We start from the raw sequence: 18,940 nt of genomic DNA, 5'->3' as shown, positions 1-18,940 counted from the left end.
CATGCTTTATCACATACTGTTCCTAAAGAGGGGTCTATGGGTAGCACTCTCCATGTGGATTTGATTGTAAATAAATAACATTTCGAAAATTTCGATTTTCGAATGACCTGATACGATGAGTGGTATATAATTACGGGAAAACTTTAGAACAGATGGAGTAGATACGATGAATTTTAGTAAGCCTGATCTGAATCAAGACAATTCTGGCAAAGGGGAACGTTTCTCCCAAACAGGCTTCATTCTGGCTGCCATCGGCAGCTCGGTCGGTTTGGGCAACATGTGGAAGTTTCCTTATATTACGGGTGAAAATGGGGGAGCTGCGTTTTTCCTGCTCTTTATCGTTTGTCTCTTGTTAATCGGTTTGCCTGTACTGCTCGCGGAACTTGCCATTGGTCGCAGCGGAAGAGGAAGCGCGGCAACCGCTTTTATTAAAGCAGGTGGACACAAGGGATGGCTTGCAGCGGGTCTGCTGCAAGTGCTGACACCATTTATCATTCTTTCCTTTTACGTCATCATTGCAGGCTGGACGCTGCAATATTCGATCACATCCTTCAGCGGCAGCCTGTACAACAATGCGGATTTTGCCGGTCAGTTTGATACCTTTATTGGCGGATATATGCCCATTGTCTGGCAATTGGCTGCGGTTCTGATTGCGGGTTGGATTGTAGCCAAAGGGGTCTCCAACGGGATTGAGAAGTTCAATAAAGTATTGATCCCGGCCATGCTGGTATTGCTGGTGATCCTAATGATTCGCGCGGTAACCTTACCGGGAGCGGGGGCAGGGGTTTCCTTTTTCCTGAATCCTGACTTCTCCCAATTAACAGCAGAGTCGGCTTTGGTTGCGCTTGGACATGCCTTCTTCTCCCTGTCGCTCGGGATGGGTATCCTTGTCACGTATGGTTCGTATGTGGATAAGAATCAATCACTCGGTGCGGCTACTGTGGCTGTTGGTGCAGGTGATCTGATCTACGCTTTTATTGCCGGTCTGATTATTTTCCCAACGACATTCTCGTTCGGTATTGCGCCTGACCAGGGACCATCGCTGATCTTTATGGCTCTTCCGGCTGCATTCTCAGCCATGCCGCTTGGGTTCCTGTTTGGTGGATTATTTTTCGTGCTTCTGTCTATTGCGGCGTTAACATCGGCCGTATCCTTGCTGGAAGTTCCGGTGAAATATTTCATGGAAAGATTGTCTTGGAGCCGGAGTCGCGCGGTATGGACTATTACAATCGCTGTCTTCATCGTGGGGCTTCCTTCAGCACTTTCGATGGGTCTGGTACCTGAGTTTAATATTAACGGTACGAATCTTTTTGACTGGATGGACTTCCTGGCTTCCAACATCATGCTACCGGTGGGAGGCTTGCTGGTTACAATCTTTGCAGGTTACTTCTGGAAAAAGGCTGCCGAAGCTTCTGGCCTGCGTGCGGGATGGTTCCGGATATGGCTGTTCATGCTGCGTTATGTAGCACCGATTCTGGTACTTCTGGTTCTGCTGCACACATCCGGCATCATTCACTTCTGAAATAGGCTGTAAGGGTGAACGTGTTCAACTTGTGCAGATTTGCCATAGATAAAACCTCTTGGAAGAAATGCAAAAGCCCTTGTTTTCCCTCGTCAATTTTGGGACAATACGGAGTAGAGGTTTTTTGGGGTAGAACTGATGAGCCATATGCTTTTTTGCGAAAAGAGGATTATACAATGAACAAATCATCCATATATGGATTAACATTAGAGCAATTACGTACCTGGCTGCCGGAGCATGGGCAGAAGAAGTCCCGTGCATCCCGGATATGGGAATGGTTATATCAGGAGCGTGCACATGATTTTTCCGCGATGTCCGATGTGCGTCAGGAATGTCTGGATGTGCTCTCCGAGCATTTCACAATGAACTCGCTGAGTGAACATGTGAAGCAGGAATCGGCAGACGGTACCGTGAAGTTTCTGCTTCGGATGCAGGATGGTAACCTGATTGAGACGGTCTTAATGCGGCAAAAATACGGACTTACCGTATGTGTGACCACACAAGTCGGCTGTAATATCGGCTGCAGCTTCTGTGCGAGCGGGCTGATTAAGAAGAGTCGGGACCTGTCCGGTGGCGAGATCGTGGAACAGATTATGCATGTGCAGCGGCATCTTGATGCGGCTGGTCAGGGCGAGCGGGTCACGAACGTAGTTGTGATGGGCATTGGTGAACCGTTTGACAATTTTGAGCACATGAGCAATTTTATCGAAGTCGTCAAAGATCGCAAGGGACTGGCGCTTGCCGCCAAACGGATTACCGTGTCCACGAGTGGCCTGCCAGACAAGATCAAGGAATTTGCAGATAGCAGCCTACAGGTCAATCTGGCGATTTCACTGCATGCACCGAATAATGAACTGCGTACACACATCATGAAGATCAATCGGGCTTTCCCGATTGAACAATTGATGGATGCGGTGGATTATTATCTGGCTAAGACGAACAAACGCATTATGTTTGAGTACATCTTGTTGCGTGACGTTAATGATCAACGTGAGCATGCCGCGGAACTTGCTGAACTGTTATCCAGCCGCAAGAGTATGGTCAGTGTCAATCTGATTCCATACAATCCAGTCGATGAGCACAGTCAGTATCAGCGGAGTACGGAAGAGTCAATTCTGGGCTTCTATGATACGCTGAAAAAGAATAACATCAACGCTACGGTACGCATGGAGCACGGCACCGATATCGATGCCGCTTGCGGGCAATTGCGTAGCAAACAGATGAAGAACAACACCCCCGAATCACAACCCGGCCGTCTGGCTCTGGGATGAACGTCAAATGCAAACGCCTCTGTATCTCACGGACCAATGAGTACAGAGGCGTTTTTTTCATTTATTTGAGCTTTTTGGTCATCAACAGATGAGGAATGCCATCTTCCATAAATACGTCCGAAGCTGCGGCATATCCGAGACGTTCATAGAACCCGGAGGCCTGTACCTGTGCATGCAGCTTGGCCTTCTTAAGTCCCTGAGCGGTAGCCATCTGCTCCAGTTTGTCGATCAGCACACGGCCAAGGCCATGTTTACGGAAATCCATCATGACACAGATCCGTTCCAATTTGGCGACATGTTCGACCACACGAAGTCTGGAAGAAGCGGCAGGAACACCGTCCACGTAGACAAGGATATGCCGGGCTTCTGCCTCCAGTGCGTCATAGGCATCGAATTCGTCCTCCGCGAGTACCCCTTGCTCTTCCACAAAAATGGCGGAACGAATGGCGAAGCAGGCATCGAGCATTTCCTGATTGTTAACTTCAACAACGGTTGTATTCATGAATGTTTCTCCTTTGGACGATAATAATCATATCCTGGCATGATAAACTGGTATATAGCATAATCATTGCAGCCGTTCCATGTGAGTATCATGGTTAAAATTTAATCCAATTTAACTGTAGTTATATCACTATTTATGTTGTGAATGCAACAATTTTATAAAAGGGCGTGAGTGCATTGACTGATAAAAAAGAAGTGTTGCGTGAAATTGGCATGATTGCCCGCTGTCTGGATTCGATCAGCAATGTTGAATTTCAACATCTGAACTTGTCCCGAGGCCAATATCTGTATCTTTATCGCATATGTGAGAATCCGGGCATTATTCCCAACCAGCTGGCTGAATTAATCAAAGTAGATCGGACAACAGCGGCCAGAGCGATTAGTAAACTCGAATCCGATGGTTTTATTGTCAAACAGTCGGCAATAGATAATAAAAAGAACAAGTTGTTATATCCGACAGAAGCTGGCCTGGAAGCATGGGAATTCATTCGTAAAGAGGGTGCTCATTCCGACCAGGTGACGCTGGACGGCTTGACGGATAAAGAGATAGAGACCGCGGTTAAGCTTCTCCGCCGAATGCGCCATAACATCGAGGTAGACTGGAAATTTGTCAAAAAGGGCGGACAGCGGTCCTACATGGATATCTCAGAATGAACAATACCTCTATCCTTGACCCCTACATCCCAGACCCTAGCCGAATCGATCTCAAGGAGAAGAGTCATTATCTCACAGCAGCAAAAGTACAGGAGGGAATCATGAAGAGAATGAACCGGAAAAGAGTAACGTGGTTGGTCATATTGGCGGTCAGTATCGCAGCAGCATTCATTATTTTCATGAAGGAGCGGTTCGTGATGAATGAATTATCCCCTACAGTATCCTTTGTCCAAGATCATATGACCAATCCCAATGGCACACTTGCGTCCTATTTGCAGGATGCTACATCCGAAAAAGCGGATATCGTAGCAGGCAGGGAGGCTTTATCTGAATCACTTGGTCTTTGGATGCAATATGCTGTAGCCAAGAACGATCAGGCGTTATTTGAGCAAAGCTATGAGCTGCTGACGACCTATTTCCTCATGCCGCAAAAATATATTGCCTGGAAGCTGGATGCCGAGGGTAAATCTCACGTGACCACCAACGCGCTCGGTGATGATTTACGAATTGTCGGTGCCTTATTGAAGGCAGCTGATCAATGGCAACAGGGAAGAGAAGCCAAACTGGCAACGGCCTCGGATATTTCCCGTACACTGACGCAGTCGGTTCAGAATAAAGGATATTATGTTGATTTTCACGATTTTGCCAATGGTCATTCCGCGGATATGTTAAGCCTGGTTTATGTTGATCTACCGTCTCTCCAATTAATGGAGAAGCATGGAATGCTGGAGCCGGGCACATATGCCAAGTACGAATCTATGCTGAAGAGTATGCCGGATGATGGACTATTTTATCCGAAAACATTCAATGTGGGGACGAAAGAGTATACATATGATGACACGGTGAATCTGATCGATCAGCTGATCGTAGCGAACCATCTAACCGCGACCAGTCGCAAACCGGACAAGCTCATTGCTTTTTTGAAAAAAGAATTCAATACTCGTCATCAGCTGCCGGGACAATATAAGCGGGGTACTCGCACACCTGCGGTATCTTACCAATCTCCGTCCGTATATGGACTTGCGATGCTGCTTGCGGTTCAGTCAGGTGATCCAAAATGGGCCAAACAGCTGTATAAGCATATGATTAGCATGCGCAGTCTGGACGCCAGTTATCCGGGTGGATATGTATTTAGTGGAAACACACATATGTTTGATAACTTGTTTCCTCTGCTTGGGGAGATTCAATTACAAAAGTTGCTTAAAAATTAATCAAAATGTCATTTAATATGTTCAACAATGTGTTAACATAATGTTTGTCTATTCATGTCATAAATTGTTGTATTCGAAATATCACTAACCAATCTACTGGAGAGAAGAAACCTATGAGGAATAAAGCACCCATCCTACGCATTGCATGGGGATATGCGAGTTTGATCGGATTGGCCGTGATCCAGCAGCTCGTTGTCTATCTTAAGATTTATATGAATCAGAGTTATACTACACTGGATGTGGTGTTTAGCATCGTGTCGCTTGGAGCGCTGATCCTGGGTTTTGTGATACCCGTCGGGGTATCTGTCGTCGCCGGATTTATATATCTGGTCTCTTATTTTGTATGGCTTGTTACCTACGCGGATGTAAATGTACTTACGTTCTCCTGGTGGCTGCTCATTCCAGCCAATGTGGCTGTGGCTGCTTTTATCAAGGCAAGTCTTGTGCGCAATGCGCGTGTCATGGAGCGCCTGCAGGAGCTTCAGGAGCGTAATCCGGAGATTGATCTGGACACCTCCTTGGGCAATAAGGATGCACTTGCGGATACGCTGGTTAAACAAAGTAATCTGGCCAGACGTTATTCCGAGCAATATGGATTCAGCATGGCGATGTTCAAGATCGAGTTTTTGCCGTTGGTACTGGAATCACTTGGTTCCGTGCGTTATGCACAGTTCCTTCTTGAACTATCCTCTACCATACAGAAGCAGATTCGGTTTGAGGATTATAAATTTTTTGTGGATCGGGGACGGTTTGTGATTATCTGTCCAATGACCAATGTGGAGTACTTGCCCATCCTGACACAACGGATCAAAAAAGCCATGATGGATCTGCAAATCATCGATAAAAAGGGAAATGAGTTGCAGACGGTTATTCGATCGGGTGCACTGGTATTCCAGAAGGAACAATTCAGTAAGTATGAGGATATTGATGCTGTTATTGCGGCACTGGAACGGAATACAGAGACAGATCTCATTGGTGAATACATCTAGATGCATTGGGGAGGGTGAGTGGTATTACTGTGAATTATTTAACCTGGTTTGTTCCATTATGTATTGCAGTCAGCAGTTTCTTTGCCATTACGATTCTTATATTAACCTTTGCGACTCTTCGTTTTCGAGGGAAAATTAATAGGAAATACGATCGGAGGAAATTGAATGGCTGATTTCCTGCTATTGATGTCCATCCTCAGTATTTGGATATCCGTCACCGAGTCGATTATCATTATGGCTGGAGCTATTCGTTTCATTAATAAACAAGAAAAAAAGGGAATTCAAATTCCTGAACATATGGATGATTACCCCACTGTGACTGTCATGGTACCTGCTCATAATGAAGGGGTAGTCATTGTGTCTACCGTTGAGCATATATTACGTCTGAATTACCCTGAGCATAAAGTTCAAGTTATTGTTATTGCAGATAATTGTACAGATAATACAGCAGAGCGCCTCAAAGAACTCAAGGCCAAGACGAGTTATGCAGATCGTGACTTTACCATTCTAGAGCGTACCGGTACAGGTGGGAAGTCTGGAGCTTTGAATGATGGCCTTGAGCTGGCTTGGGGAGAATGGATATGTATCTATGATGCAGATGCAGCGCCTGAGCGGAATGCATTGATGTTTTTGACACAAAAGGCCTTGGAAAACCCAGAGAAGTATGGTGCTGTATTTGGTCGAAACAAAGCTCGTAATCGGGGGCAGAACTTTCTCTCCCGTTGTATTAATCTGGAGCTTGTAACGGTTCAACGTGTTCACCATACGGGACTATGGGAGTTATTCAAACTGGGCACGATTCCTGGTACGAACTATATTATAAAGGCAGCATTGATCCGTGAGATTGGTGGATGGGACCCTGATGCGATAACGGAGGATACAGCCGTGTCGTTTGATATTCTTACTCGTGGTCAGCTTATTGCATTAGCACCACAAGCAGAGGCTTATCAGCAGGAACCTGAGCAATTATCGGTATATATGAAACAGCGCCAGCGCTGGTCCAAGGGGAATTATCAGGTTGTTATCGACAATGTGAAGCATTTATTTGACCGTACTAGCTGGAGAATTAAACTGCATGTTCTGTACTATGCTGCAAGTTATTTCTGGTTTATGATCGCTATTATTGTATCGGATATTATTTTTGTCTCGAATCTGGTGTATCAGGTGATTGCATTATTTAATCCGAATGTCATTTCTCCCTTCCAGTTCTCAGGGGATGTTTACGTGTATCTCGTAATAGCATGGGCATTAATGTACTACATTTATGTACTACAAATTAATCTTGCACTCTCCGCAGATATTGGACAAAGCAATACACAGAATTTTATTGTGGCCTGTCTCTCCTATTTTACGTATGCCCAGTTATTTCTGATCATATCCATCAAAGCATTTATCTCGCTTATCGGAGATAAGCTATTCCGGAGAGAAACCAAATGGTACAAAACGCAGCGTTTCGGCTGATAAACATCAACTCATAAATGAATGGCTGTTTTCTGGATTCGTTCAGAAGGCAGTCTTTTTTACTGTGGAAAAAGTGGTTGGCATTATGTATACTCTTTCAGGCTGTACATATGGAACGTTGCATAAAGGAAACGGAGGAATGTGAATGGGCGACAGGGGATCTAATTTTTACGATAATGAGGACAATTTTGAGAAGTATATGGAACGCCGCCAGTGGCAGGAGAATGCCAATGATACGTTAGAGAAACCCGTTATGCTAGAGCTGATCGGAGACGTGGCGGGCAAGAGCATACTGGATCTTGGCTGCGGGGATGCGAGGTTTGGAGTGGAATTGCTCCGTTCTGGTCAAGAGGGTGCAACTTACACTGGAGTTGAAGGTTCACTGAATATGGTTCGGGCAGCTAACGAATCGGTTAAAGGCACGAATGCACAGATTGAACAGGCATTCATGGAAGATTGGACCTATCCGGCAGGTACATACAATCTGGTTATATCCCGACTGGCCATTCACTATATAGAGGATGTGGAGAGCCTGTTCCACAAGATATATAACACATTAAAAGAAAATGGCACATTCGTATTTTCGGTAGAACACCCTGTCATTACGTCCACCCTGCAGCCCTCAGGAACCCGAACCAGTTGGGTAGTTGATCAGTATTTTGTGGAAGGATTTCGGGAGCAGCAATGGCTTGGAGGTTCAGTGAAGAAGATGCACCGATCCATTGAATCCTACTATATGGCATTACAGCGGGCTGGGTTCCATGTGGAACATTTGCGGGAATCGACCCCGCAGCGCTCCTATTTCGTGAACGAGGAAACCTATCTGCGCAGGCAGCGTATTCCTTTATTTCTCTTCTTGTCTGCTCAGAAATAGTACACAGCGAGCTGTGGATATATCGTGATAAATCAATACAGCCAAAAAACCTGTCCACATGTGGATAAGTTTTTTGGCTGTAGTTGTCGTTCTGGCTGTGGATCATCCGCGTCCGGTTATGATTTGGTCGCAGCTCTCACATAAACGCGTTCTCCATGTCGATCTACATCCACAGGAGCTTCAAAGAAGTTGCTGAGCACCTCTGCATTCATCAGATTACGGGTTAACCCACTCTCGACAATCTCACCTCTGCGAAGCAGAAGGCTGTGACTGAAGATAGGCAATATTTCCTCGGTATGATGAGTGACGTAAATGAGTGAAGGCGTATCTGGTTTCTGGGACAGTTCACGGATGCTGTCCAGCAGCCGTTCTCTGGAGAACAAATCGAGCCCATTACAGGGTTCGTCCAGAATGAGTACGTGCGGATTCGCCATCAGAGCTCTGGCGATGAGGAGTTTTTGTTTCTCCCCTTGAGAACAGGTGCGATATTCGCGGTCCCATAGATGCTGGCAACCGAGCATTTGCATCAAGTCCTTGGCTTGATCCAGATCCTCATCTGAAAGTTTGTCGTATAATCCAATCGTAGCATGTTTGCCGCTGATCACCAGATACTGCGTGCGATCTGTGCCGTACAATTTCTCCTGAAGGGAGGAGCTGACCCAGCCGATGGACTTCCGCAGCTCGCGTAGGTCCACATCACCATAACGGTGTCCAAGTACTGATATGGAACCTTCTGTCGGCCAGAGATATCCGGTGATCATATTCAGTAGCGTTGTTTTGCCGGAGCCATTGAGGCCAAGCAACGCCCAGTGTTCGCCGTCATTGACACGCCAGCTGACGTCGTTCAGCAGGGTGATCGGTCCTCTTTTCCAAGTGACATGCTGTACATCAATGATCATGGGTTGTTCCTTCCTTCTGTTGAACTTGCCCTGTTTAACCTGATTTCATTGTAGTCACAAAATCAGTGAGGTTTCAATGGTGATTACCTGTTCTGGGTCGATCCCTACGCAGAAATACAGCGCACACACCAAGCAGTGGCAAAAAGGAACATAACTTGATGACAAATGAAATGCTGGTCACGTCAATTAAGGAACCCAGTACAACCGAGCCAAGTCCCGCCATTCCGAACGACAGGCCGAAAAACAACCCGGATACCGTTCCGATATGACGAGGAAGCAATTCCTGTGCGTAGACAATGATGACGCTGAAGCCGGACATCAGAATTAGTCCGATCATGCCGCACAACACCATGGACAACACGGGTCCTGCGTAAGGTAACAACAGTGAAAACGGTGCAGTGCCTGCAATGGAGAACCAGATCATCGGTTTACGTCCATAGCGGTCAGCAAGCGGGCCCCCGAGCAGCGTTCCGATCATGCCCGCAAATTGCAGAACAAACAGACAGATTTGTGCCTGGGAGAGAGGCAAGCCATATGCATCTGCGTAATAGAAGGCGTAATACCCGGTCATACCGGCAATATATACGAATTTCGAGAACAGCAGCAGGATGAGGATACCCATCGTAAAAGCGATGAATCCCCGACTTGCTGGCCGAGCTGCTGGCTCTGCGCCGCTTGCCTTTACAGGCTGTTGCTGACGAGTGCGGGTCTCAGCAAGTTTGTCTCTATACCAGCGACTGACCAAAGACTGAATGAAGAAACCGATCAGGGCAAAGCCCATCAGCCATAGAAAACTAAGCTGTCCATGTGGCAGCAGGATAAAGGCAACCAGTAATGGAGCAATTGCCTGCCCCGTGTTTCCCCCCACCTGGAAGATCGATTGCGCCATTCCGCGTCCACGGCCAGCCGCCATATGGGCAACGCGTGAGGATTCGGGATGGAGGATGGATGAGCCTATACCAATCAATGCTGCCGATACAAGCAGCATCCATAATTCTGAAGACAAGGCAAAGCCGAGAACACCGATCAGGGAGAATAACATGCCTCCGGGAAGCAGGATTGGCATTGGCTTGCGATCCGACATATAACCGACCAGCGGCTGAAGCACCGATGCGGTAATATTCAGTGTGAAGGCAATCCAGCCCATCTGGGCGAAACTGAGCTGCATGGTTTGCTGGAACAGCGGGAAAGCGGATGGAACCACCGTCTGCATCGCATCATTCAGCAGATGGGCGAAGCTTACTCCGGCGAGTGCCCAATTGGCGGAGGAGTTCATTTGCATTTTGCTTAAAGTGGCTTGAGCCATGGGAGATCACCTCAAATTATTTTTTTCTATGATAAAAGATATAGACAGGTGTTGTCTTTGTGAAAAGTGCTTGGAAAGTGAGCACGATTTGCTATAATGTCAGCAGGTGAGGAAACGATGGAATTAAACATGACGCTAAATGGGTTGGAATTATGGAAAGCTACGGGAGGGTTCGCGAATGAGCCCCATGTGCATAACGACTGGTATCAGGTAACGCTGCCGGTCAGAGGCCAATGTCATCTGGTACAGGAACGGCATGCATATCCTCTGAAAGCAGGCATGGGGATCATTGCTCATCCCCAGATCGAGCATTATTTTGAGATAGGATTGGATTCGGCGGTGATCGTGATCAAGTTCCGTAAACCGCCATTAGGCAGTCTCGAAGGTGAAGAGTTAGGTGGGGGACGAGCTGAATTTCGGCCTACACAAACCTTCGATCCTGCTGAGATCAGCAGTCTGTTTCGAGGCTGGAACTCCATTTTGTTAGATGACATGCCAGAACCGCTGCAAGTACAGGAAACGGAACTGGCGGTAGAGATGTATCTAAGACGCATGTTGTCGGGGCAGAAAAATGGGAACGAATCTGCAGAGAGCATCGGAGCTGCTGTTGGAATAGATACTGGGACAGGTGCCACATCTGCAAGGATGCCAGCTTCTTCTCAGGGAGCATTGCCACAAGCAGGGGCATTCATAGATCCCCATCTCCGGCGAGTGCTGGAGTACATTCACAGTGCCTACACAGGTCCAATAGATATTGATTCGATGGCGATGGTTGCCCATCAGAGCAGGTATCATTTTATGCGTTCTTTCAAGGCACTAACGGGCTCAACACCCTATCAATATCTGCTGAACTTGCGTGTGGAAGAGGCATCCAGGAGGCTGCGCCTTACTGCTGATTCAGTAACCACAATCAGTTATGGGCTGGGCTTCTCCAGTGTCAGCCAGTTTTACAGAGCTTTTCAGCGAGTGAAGGGTGCGACACCGATGGAATATCGGAATCACATGTAGGTTTCAATGGGCAGTCTCGCGTGTGCGAGACTGCGTTCAGATTTGATACAGGATGACACTGTTTTTTGTTGTTGCTAAACGATGGAGACTTTGCTAAGATGGGAAAAACACAATTATGTAAGCGTATACATTTAATTAAAAATTACAACGTTGTAATTTTGAGGTGAATTTAAAAATGGATACTAGAAGGGATTTTTGAGTAGTAATATTTGAGTCGTAATTCCAGATATAATCCGATTAAACTGAGGTTTTATAAACGAATACAGTTGAGGAGTAGTATGCAAAGAGAGAATGAGCCAGTCTTTTTATATTAAAAATTTCAAACGTTGTAATTATGAATTGAAGGGGAGGGGTTTAGGGTGAAGAATCGCTTGTCCACGCTGTTCAGCCTGATCAAACGGGATAAATATTTGCTGCTTATGTTCTCGCCGATCTTTCTGTATTACCTCATCTTCATGTACGTTCCGATGCCTGGTATTTTGCTGGCCTTCCGTAATTTTATGCCGGGGCAGGGAATGTTCAGCGGGGAATGGGTTGGTTTGAGATGGTTTGATCAGTTTGTGAACTCCATCTACTTCTGGAGGCTCCTGCGTAACACATTTCTGCTGGCTTTTCTGCCACTCCTGTTCGGCTTCTCCATCCCTATTCTGTTTGCCGTTTGTATTGTGGAAATCAAGAATCAGACGTTCAAGCGGTTCGCCCAGACCATCACCTATCTTCCGCATTTTATCTCAACAGTTGTTGTGGCAGGCATGATCATCAACTTCCTGTCACCCACGGACGGGATCGTGAACACGCTGATTGCCAAGCTCGGTATGGAAAAAGTGAACTTCATGATGGATGCCGGATGGTTCCGTACGATCTTCACCAGCTCGGATATCTGGCAGAGCTTCGGCTTCAGCTCCATCATCTACATTGCAGCCATTATGGGCATTGATCCCGAGATGTACGATTCCGGCAAAATTGACGGCGTCAACAAATTCCAGGAGCTGTGGCACTTGACGCTTCCCAGCATCAAACCAACGATTGTCATTCTGCTGCTCTTGTCGCTCGGCGGCATTATGAGCGTAGGCTTCGAGAAGGTATATCTGCTCTATAACGGGGCTACCTATGAGACCGCCGATGTGTTATCCACCTACGTATATCGAATGGGGATTGAAGGTCAGAATTACGGATTTGCTACAGCCGTTGGCCTGTTCAACTCCGTTATCACCTTTGTGCTTGTATTTGCGGCCAACACGATGACCCGGCGCCTGACCAAGATGTCACTCTGGTAAGACCATAACCTGATCGAAGGAGACCTGTATGCAAAAATCGAGAAGTGACCGGTTATTCTACGGATTTGTCTACCTGCTGACCATATTGGCAGTCGTTGTGACGCTGTATCCCTTCCTGTACGTTGTCAGTATATCCTTTAGCTCGGTTGAAGCCATCGACAAACAAAAGGTTGCGTTGTGGCCAGTGGGATTCACCCTGTCCGGGTACAAGATGGTGCTCCAATACCGGGAGCTGTGGGTGTCCTTCTACAACACCCTGTGGTACACCGTGGTAGGTACGTTATTGAACATTGTGGCCACATGCCTCGCGGCTTTTCCGTTATCCAGACAGCAATTTTTCCTGCGCAGGAAGCTGAACTTTTTTATCGCCTTCACCATGTATTTCTCGGGTGGACTCATTCCGGTCTATATGCTGATTACGTCACTGGGTCTGTACAATACGCGCTGGGTGATGGTGCTGCCCGTGCTGGTCATTACGTTTAACGTCATGATCTGTCGCTCAGCGTTCGAGGGTATTCCGAATGAAATCTTTGAGAGTGCCAGCATAGACGGGGCTAATGAACTGACGATGCTGTATCGCCTGGCGGTACCCATCATCAAGCCCACGCTTGCCGTGTTGACGTTATATTACGCCGTTTTCCACTGGAACAACTTCTTCTCGGCCCTTCTATATCTGGGCAAACAGGATATGCAGCCCTTGCAGATGTTCCTGCGGAGGGTCCTGATTATGGCCTCGCCCGAAGTCATGCAGAAAATGGGTGGCACGATGACTACGGGCGCGCTGGCGGTGTCCACACTTCAAGTACGGTATGTGTCGATTGTGGTCAGCATTCTGCCGATCGTTACGATCTACCCTTTTATCCAGCGGTACTTCGTCAAGGGAATTACCCTCGGAGCCGTGAAAGGATAGCCTTATTCATTACCACGCATCATCAAAGGTTGTTCATAACAAGGAGGAATAACGGATGAGAATCAGAGGGGCCGGAAGAAAAAGTGTAATCGCGGCGATACTTGCCATCAGTCTGGCGGGATGCAGCAGCGGTACAGGAACAGGAGGCGACACAGGGAGTGCTCCGGTAAGCTCGGAGCCTGCGTTCAACTACACGGGGGCAGGCCCAGTAACAGACCAGCAGGATGCCAAGTTATCCATTCTCGGAACCAACGCGTGGACAACCAATGTGGATCTATCTACCGCAGCGATTGTGAAGAAAATTGAGAGTAACGCCGGGGTAAAGGTAGACTGGGATCTCATTCCACCGCAGAACTATGCAGATGCTGTGAATCCAAGGCTTGCCGCTGGAACGGGATTACCGGATATCGTTTACCTGCCAGATCAGGATCAGCTTATGAAGTACATTAACAGTGGCCTATTTATTCCATTGGATGAGCTGGTTGAAAAATATGGTGTGAATCTCAAAAAAATATACGAAAAATCCCCAGCGGTCAAAGCCAGTTTGACCACGCCGGATGGTAAAATGTATTATGTTCCGCAACAAACGCTAACCCGAAACTATATGCCACTGTTTATGGTTAACGAGCGCTGGCTGAAGAAGCTGGGGCTGAAGGAGCCGACCACGCTGGATGAGTTCACAGCCATGCTGCGGAAGTTCAAGACGGACGACCCGAATGGCAATGGTCAAGCGGATGAGATCCCGTTGTCGATGGAGTCCAAATTTGTGTCGATGGCGTTTGGCCCTGTCTTTGGGCTGGATCTATCCAATCAGTTCTATGCGGACGATCAGGGCAAGGTGCATTTCAGTTATTATGAGCCTACCTACAAGGAGTATCTGACCTATTTGAACGGGCTTTATAAAGAAGGTCTTCTGGGTGTGGATTACGCGAGTACAACAAGCGACCAGGTTACCTCTCGCATCTCACAGGATGTAACCGGAGCCACGTTTAACTTTAGCTGGTACATGTCCATGGTCTACAGTCCGCTGTTCAAGGATTATGATCCGGCGGAGCCGATCTTTAAAGGCATCCTGCCATTGAAAGGCCCACATGGGGATCAATTCTATATTGGGCGCACACCGGTGAGCGGCATTTTCGGTATCACCAGAGACAGCAAGAATCCGGAACTGGCCTTCCGTTTCCTCGATTATGCTGTAAGTGAAGAAGCACAGACCTATTACACATGGGGCATCAAGGATGATACGTACACCGAAGAGAATGGCGTCAAGACATTCACGGACAAAGGCAAAGACAACGACTATATTCAGAAACTCGGTATTGGCCCTGTAAACCTGCCGAACATTCAGTCTACGGACTCGGCAGATTCCGTTGTGGCAGAATGGCATGCCAAGCTTGATAAGGAGCTTGAGCCCTATATTCACGAACCATTCCCATTTGTATATGCTTTGCCGGATGAGGCGAGTGTAGAGAGCATGTCCATGCCGGACATTACAACGTATGTGGAAGAGATGAACTTCAAATTTATTAGCGGAGATGCCAGTCTGGATCAATTCGACAGTTATATTGAGACATTGAAAAAAATGAACATTGAGCAGGTTATTGCCGGCAGACAGGCGCAATACGACCGGTATAAGGCTGCACAGCAATAAGTTTCCCAAGGTACGAGAGGTGTGGATTGATTTTGATAACCATTAAAGACATTGCCAAACTGGCGGGGGTGAGCTATAGCACGGTATCCAAGGCGCTCAACGGTGATCCCCGCATCAAAACTGCAACGAGACAGAAGGTGCTTGAGGTTGCGGAGAAACACCAGTATCGGAAAAACATGTTGGCCCGGCAGCTCTCCACTGGTCGAAGCAATATTATCGGGTTTGTGCTTGATGAACTGAGCAATCCGTTGTTCTCGAATATATCCGGCAATCTGCACGCGGAGCTGAAGAAACGCGGGTACCAGATGATTCTGGTTGTTGCAGACGATGGGCTCGATGTCTTCAGCCAGCTTCGCGTGGACGGATGCATCCTGTGGGATTATGCGCTGGACAATCGGGATGTCTTCTGGAAGAAGTTTGCGACACTTAATATGCCATGTTTTGTACTCGGCACAGATGAGACGCCGAACTCTCCCTACATTAAGATTGACCGCAAAGAGGGCATATACAAGGCGATTGAGCATTTGAAATCACTGGGTCATACCCGAATCGGTTTCGTTGGTAACTCGCAGAATATCAAGCTGGAAGGGTATCGGGAAGCGTTGCAGCGCACAGGTCTTGTATTTGATCCCCGCCATGTGCTGCCCGCGCATTCCTCTTGGGAGGACGGGTATTTTGCCATTCGGAATTATACGATTGAACCCGATTCGCCAACGGCGTTTATCGGGTTGAACAACCTGGTGACCCGAGGGGCGCTGCGGGCTTTGCTGGAAGCGGGCTACAATGTGCCGACTGACATTTCGTTAATCGGTTATGATGATCTACCGGATATGCAATATGCCGAAGTAGCTTTGACAACAATTGGTCCACCGCTGGACGAACTGGCAGCTCGGGCAGCAGAGCTGATTGTATCGTTGATCCGTGATGAGCAGGTGGACTATCCGGTGGTGATCCAGCCGGAGCTGAATCATCGCAATTCTACAGCGGTTTGTCGGAAGCGGGTGTCGGAGCATTAACTGATTATTGAGCAAGATAGGTAAGCCTCAATTGCTCCTTCTGAAGTTCATCGGATATACGACTGGTTGAGTATGGACGCAATCATGGGAATGAAAAGAATGTACAACATTCAAGGTCCAAGGGGGTTTCCTATATGCAGGTACAGACGCAGTTATCCTGGTCTGAGCGAATAGCAGAGACGATCTACCAGCCATGTGATGGTGAGGGCTATCATGTGTTTCCTTCAGAACGGTGGGCATATGTTCAAGGAATGACATTAATGGCAGTGGCACGCACCGGCAAGCAATACGGCAAGGAAGAGTATGTTTCTTTTATGAAAAGACATATGGATCTGTATGTTCAGGAGGACGGTTCCATCGGAACGTATTCCCTGGAAGAGTATAATCTCGACCAGATCAATCAGGGAAAGAACCTGTTCGAACTGCTTGAAACCACCGGGGACCAGCGTTACGCAGAAGCCGCTCATTTGCTCGCGGCTCAGCTCGCCGGACAGCCCCGAACGTCGGAGGGCGGATTCTGGCATAAAAAAATCTATCCGTTCCAGATGTGGCTGGATGGATTGTATATGTCTTCGCCTTTTCTCGCAGAGTACGCCAAGACGTTCGACCGACCTGAACTGTGGGATGAGGTGGCCCATCAGATTTTGCTGATCGAGCGCAAGACGCGTGATCCGCGCACGGGGCTGCTCTATCATGGCTGGGATGAGTCAAAGGAGCAGGTCTGGGCCGATTCCGTCACCGGATGTTCCGCACACTTCTGGAGCCGGGCGATGGGCTGGTACGCGATGGCGATTGTAGATAGTCTGGAGCATTTCCCGATCCATCATCCGAAACGGGGCACGATTATTGGTATCTTCGAGCGTATGTGTCATGCATTGGTGCGGGTACAGGAGCAGGAGAGCGGGCTCTGGTTCCAAGTGCTTGATCAGGGCTTCCGCAAGGGTAATTATCTGGAAGCTTCCGGTTCAAGCATGTTTGTGTACGCCATAGCGAAGGGTGTGCGCTTGCGTTATTTGGAGCCGAACTTCAGGCAGGCTGCCGAGAAGGGATGGCAGGGGCTGACGTCCCGGCTGGTGGAAGAAACGGCTGACGGCGTGAAGCTGAACGGGATCTGTCACGGGGCAGGACTCAGTCTGGATCGGGATGGTTCGTACAGTTATTATGTCGGCGAGCAGATTGTGAGTGACTCCTTCATGGGCGTGGCACCGCTCTTGCTGGCTGCGCTGGAGATGGAGCGATTGCCATGAATAAACCTGTGTCACATGGATCGGATATGGATTTGGGCGTGAAGGGTTATCTGGTTGCTGCAGATGGAAGCGGCGATTATTCCACGATCCAGGCTGCCATTGATGCTATCCCGGTCAACTGCAACGATAAGTTCGAGATTCGCATTAAGCCAGGAACCTATGTGGAGAAGCTGGATATCGTGAAACCGATGGTTCACCTCATCGGGGAAAGCGCAGAGCAAACCATTGTAACGTTTGACGATTATGCGCTCAAGAAGTTCCCGAACGGGGAGCTGTATCACACCTTTTATTCCTATACGGCCTTTATTGGCACGGATGATTTCACCGCAGAAGGGCTTTCTTTTGTCAACTCTGCCGGTCCGGGTAAGGAAGTAGGTCAGGCGTTGGCCGTTTACGTGGATGGAGACCGCGCGGCCTTCCGTCGCTGCCGATTTGTGGGTCATCAGGATACGATCTTTACCGGACCGCTCCCGGAGCAGCCGATTGACCGAAGTTTCTTCGGCGGTCCGCGTGATGGGGCAGAACGGCGCAAGCTGCGCCAATACTATGAGGACTGTTATATCGAGGGTGATGTGGATTTTATTTTTGGCTCGGCTACGGCTGTGTTTCAGGGCTGTGAGATCTTTGCGAAGAATCGCATAACCGATATTGCTGCTGCGGAGGGAGAAGTGAACGGCTGGATTACCGCGGCTTCCACACCTGAGGATGTTCGTTATGGGTATGTGTTTATCGATTGTGATCTGACCAGCAACGCCCCCGCTCAGTCCGTATATCTGGGCAGACCGTGGCGGAATCATGCCAAAGTCTGCTTCCTGAACTGCTGGATGGGGGCACATGTGAAGCAAGAGGGCTGGCATAATTGGAACAAAGCCGATGCGGAAGCAACCGTTGATTACGCCGAATATCATAGTGCTGGACCTGGAGCTGGAAAAGCGACAGTGCGAGTTCCATGGGCGAAAGTGCTGAACGAACAGGAAGCCGCCAAATATTCGTTACCGCTTATTTTGTCCGGTGAGGATGGGTGGCAACCTTTCGGTGGGGAGAGGGCTGATCGGCGGTAAGTCATGCTTTGCTGTTTTGCAGAATCAAAGATAGAAGGCTGTCTTTCAAGTCTCTTAAGGACTTGGTAGAGAGCCTTTTTTG

General features: G+C 48.0%; 17 protein-coding genes. 14 read left to right on the top strand and 3 right to left on the bottom strand.

Annotated elements, in window-relative coordinates:
- Window positions 1-166: 166 nt before the first annotated feature.
- Both ACR32F_RS31430 and rlmN read left to right on the top strand, forming a co-directional pair.
- Complete coding sequence (locus ACR32F_RS31430; RefSeq protein ID WP_440114557.1) at window positions 167-1,522, top strand: sodium-dependent transporter; 1,356 nt, start codon at window positions 167-169, stop codon at window positions 1,520-1,522.
- A gap of 176 nt (window positions 1,523-1,698) precedes the next feature.
- On the top strand, window positions 1,699-2,793 hold the full coding sequence (rlmN, locus tag ACR32F_RS31425) for a 23S rRNA (adenine(2503)-C(2))-methyltransferase RlmN (RefSeq protein ID WP_440114554.1): 1,095 nt from the start codon (window positions 1,699-1,701) through the stop codon (window positions 2,791-2,793).
- Window positions 2,794-2,854: 61 nt separating this feature from the next.
- Here rlmN and ACR32F_RS31420 read toward each other — a convergent pair whose 3' ends face one another.
- Window positions 2,855-3,295 carry a GNAT family N-acetyltransferase gene (locus tag ACR32F_RS31420; protein WP_440114551.1) on the bottom strand — a complete coding sequence of 147 codons (441 nt, stop codon included), beginning with the start codon at window positions 3,293-3,295 and terminating at the stop codon, window positions 2,855-2,857.
- A 212-nt stretch (window positions 3,296-3,507) separates the two neighbouring features.
- Between ACR32F_RS31420 and ACR32F_RS31415 the strand changes: the two genes are divergently transcribed.
- The 5 genes from ACR32F_RS31415 (at window position 3,508) to ACR32F_RS31395 (ending at window position 8,483) form a co-directional block, all read left to right on the top strand.
- The gene (locus tag ACR32F_RS31415; RefSeq protein ID WP_440120073.1) at window positions 3,508-3,948 is read left to right on the top strand and encodes a MarR family winged helix-turn-helix transcriptional regulator; all 441 of its coding nucleotides are present in this window, start codon (window positions 3,508-3,510) and stop codon (window positions 3,946-3,948) included.
- A 101-nt stretch (window positions 3,949-4,049) separates the two neighbouring features.
- Window positions 4,050-5,159: a glycosyl hydrolase family 8 gene (locus ACR32F_RS31410; protein ID WP_440114548.1), complete on the top strand. Its 1,110-nt coding sequence runs from the start codon at window positions 4,050-4,052 to the stop codon at window positions 5,157-5,159.
- A 113-nt stretch (window positions 5,160-5,272) separates the two neighbouring features.
- Window positions 5,273-6,148 (top strand): diguanylate cyclase domain-containing protein, encoded by an 876-nt coding sequence (locus tag ACR32F_RS31405; protein ID WP_440114545.1) that lies wholly within the window; start codon window positions 5,273-5,275, stop codon window positions 6,146-6,148.
- 165 nt (window positions 6,149-6,313) lie between these two features.
- On the top strand, window positions 6,314-7,609 hold the full coding sequence (locus ACR32F_RS31400; protein WP_440114541.1) for a glycosyltransferase family 2 protein: 1,296 nt from the start codon (window positions 6,314-6,316) through the stop codon (window positions 7,607-7,609).
- Window positions 7,610-7,754: 145 nt separating this feature from the next.
- On the top strand, window positions 7,755-8,483 hold the full coding sequence (locus ACR32F_RS31395) for a class I SAM-dependent DNA methyltransferase (RefSeq protein WP_440114538.1): 729 nt from the start codon (window positions 7,755-7,757) through the stop codon (window positions 8,481-8,483).
- A gap of 116 nt (window positions 8,484-8,599) precedes the next feature.
- On the opposite strand, the gene ACR32F_RS31390 is transcribed toward ACR32F_RS31395, so the two are convergent.
- The gene (locus ACR32F_RS31390; RefSeq protein ID WP_440114535.1) at window positions 8,600-9,382 is read right to left on the bottom strand and encodes an ABC transporter ATP-binding protein; all 783 of its coding nucleotides are present in this window, start codon (window positions 9,380-9,382) and stop codon (window positions 8,600-8,602) included.
- A 73-nt stretch (window positions 9,383-9,455) separates the two neighbouring features.
- Window positions 9,456-10,688, bottom strand: coding sequence for an MFS transporter (locus ACR32F_RS31385; RefSeq protein WP_440114532.1), 1,233 nt, complete (start codon window positions 10,686-10,688; stop codon window positions 9,456-9,458).
- 117 nt (window positions 10,689-10,805) lie between these two features.
- Between ACR32F_RS31385 and ACR32F_RS31380 the strand changes: the two genes are divergently transcribed.
- The 7 genes from ACR32F_RS31380 (at window position 10,806) to ACR32F_RS31350 (ending at window position 18,858) form a co-directional block, all read left to right on the top strand.
- Complete coding sequence (locus tag ACR32F_RS31380; protein ID WP_440114529.1) at window positions 10,806-11,696, top strand: helix-turn-helix domain-containing protein; 891 nt, start codon at window positions 10,806-10,808, stop codon at window positions 11,694-11,696.
- A gap of 359 nt (window positions 11,697-12,055) precedes the next feature.
- Entirely contained in the window at window positions 12,056-12,973 is a 918-nt protein-coding gene (locus tag ACR32F_RS31375; RefSeq protein ID WP_440114526.1) for an ABC transporter permease, read from the top strand.
- Window positions 12,974-13,001: 28 nt separating this feature from the next.
- On the top strand, window positions 13,002-13,883 hold the full coding sequence (locus ACR32F_RS31370) for a carbohydrate ABC transporter permease (RefSeq protein WP_440114523.1): 882 nt from the start codon (window positions 13,002-13,004) through the stop codon (window positions 13,881-13,883).
- Between the two features lie 55 nt (window positions 13,884-13,938).
- Window positions 13,939-15,534: an extracellular solute-binding protein gene (locus ACR32F_RS31365; protein ID WP_440114520.1), complete on the top strand. Its 1,596-nt coding sequence runs from the start codon at window positions 13,939-13,941 to the stop codon at window positions 15,532-15,534.
- A gap of 32 nt (window positions 15,535-15,566) precedes the next feature.
- Window positions 15,567-16,550, top strand: a complete 984-nt coding sequence (locus ACR32F_RS31360) for a LacI family DNA-binding transcriptional regulator (RefSeq protein WP_440114517.1) — start codon at window positions 15,567-15,569, stop codon at window positions 16,548-16,550.
- A 134-nt stretch (window positions 16,551-16,684) separates the two neighbouring features.
- A complete protein-coding gene (locus ACR32F_RS31355) occupies window positions 16,685-17,797 on the top strand; it encodes a glycoside hydrolase family 88/105 protein (RefSeq protein WP_440114514.1) in 1,113 nt (370 codons plus the stop codon).
- Complete coding sequence (locus ACR32F_RS31350; protein ID WP_440114511.1) at window positions 17,794-18,858, top strand: pectinesterase family protein; 1,065 nt, start codon at window positions 17,794-17,796, stop codon at window positions 18,856-18,858. The genes ACR32F_RS31355 and ACR32F_RS31350 overlap by 4 nt, the downstream gene beginning before the upstream one ends.
- Window positions 18,859-18,940 lie beyond the last annotated feature (82 nt).

The sequence above is a fragment of the Paenibacillus hebaui genome (assembly GCF_051934385.1).
In the GTDB taxonomy this organism is placed as follows: Bacteria; Bacillota; Bacilli; order Paenibacillales; family Paenibacillaceae; genus Paenibacillus.
The sequence above is the reverse complement of the archived record's forward strand: the minus strand, read 5'-3'. Positions and strand labels throughout refer to the sequence as shown.

What these genes read in the sequence shown, in the direction of transcription:
- ACR32F_RS31395 (WP_440114538.1), top strand. Translation starts at nt 7,755, where the DNA reads ATGGGCGACAGGGGATCTAATTTTTACGATAATGAGGACAATTTTGAG.
- ACR32F_RS31350 (WP_440114511.1), top strand. Translation starts at nt 17,794, where the DNA reads ATGAATAAACCTGTGTCACATGGATCGGATATGGATTTGGGCGTGAAG.
- ACR32F_RS31415 (WP_440120073.1), top strand. Translation starts at nt 3,508, where the DNA reads ATGATTGCCCGCTGTCTGGATTCGATCAGCAATGTTGAATTTCAACAT.
- ACR32F_RS31380 (WP_440114529.1), top strand. Translation starts at nt 10,806, where the DNA reads ATGGAATTAAACATGACGCTAAATGGGTTGGAATTATGGAAAGCTACG.
- ACR32F_RS31420 (WP_440114551.1), bottom strand. Translation starts at nt 3,295, where the DNA reads ATGAATACAACCGTTGTTGAAGTTAACAATCAGGAAATGCTCGATGCC.
- rlmN (WP_440114554.1), top strand. Translation starts at nt 1,699, where the DNA reads ATGAACAAATCATCCATATATGGATTAACATTAGAGCAATTACGTACC.
- ACR32F_RS31365 (WP_440114520.1), top strand. Translation starts at nt 13,939, where the DNA reads ATGAGAATCAGAGGGGCCGGAAGAAAAAGTGTAATCGCGGCGATACTT.
- ACR32F_RS31405 (WP_440114545.1), top strand. Translation starts at nt 5,273, where the DNA reads ATGAGGAATAAAGCACCCATCCTACGCATTGCATGGGGATATGCGAGT.
- ACR32F_RS31430 (WP_440114557.1), top strand. Translation starts at nt 167, where the DNA reads ATGAATTTTAGTAAGCCTGATCTGAATCAAGACAATTCTGGCAAAGGG.
- ACR32F_RS31410 (WP_440114548.1), top strand. Translation starts at nt 4,050, where the DNA reads ATGAAGAGAATGAACCGGAAAAGAGTAACGTGGTTGGTCATATTGGCG.
- ACR32F_RS31355 (WP_440114514.1), top strand. Translation starts at nt 16,685, where the DNA reads ATGCAGGTACAGACGCAGTTATCCTGGTCTGAGCGAATAGCAGAGACG.
- ACR32F_RS31400 (WP_440114541.1), top strand. Translation starts at nt 6,314, where the DNA reads ATGGCTGATTTCCTGCTATTGATGTCCATCCTCAGTATTTGGATATCC.
- ACR32F_RS31385 (WP_440114532.1), bottom strand. Translation starts at nt 10,688, where the DNA reads ATGGCTCAAGCCACTTTAAGCAAAATGCAAATGAACTCCTCCGCCAAT.
- ACR32F_RS31390 (WP_440114535.1), bottom strand. Translation starts at nt 9,382, where the DNA reads ATGATCATTGATGTACAGCATGTCACTTGGAAAAGAGGACCGATCACC.
- ACR32F_RS31370 (WP_440114523.1), top strand. Translation starts at nt 13,002, where the DNA reads ATGCAAAAATCGAGAAGTGACCGGTTATTCTACGGATTTGTCTACCTG.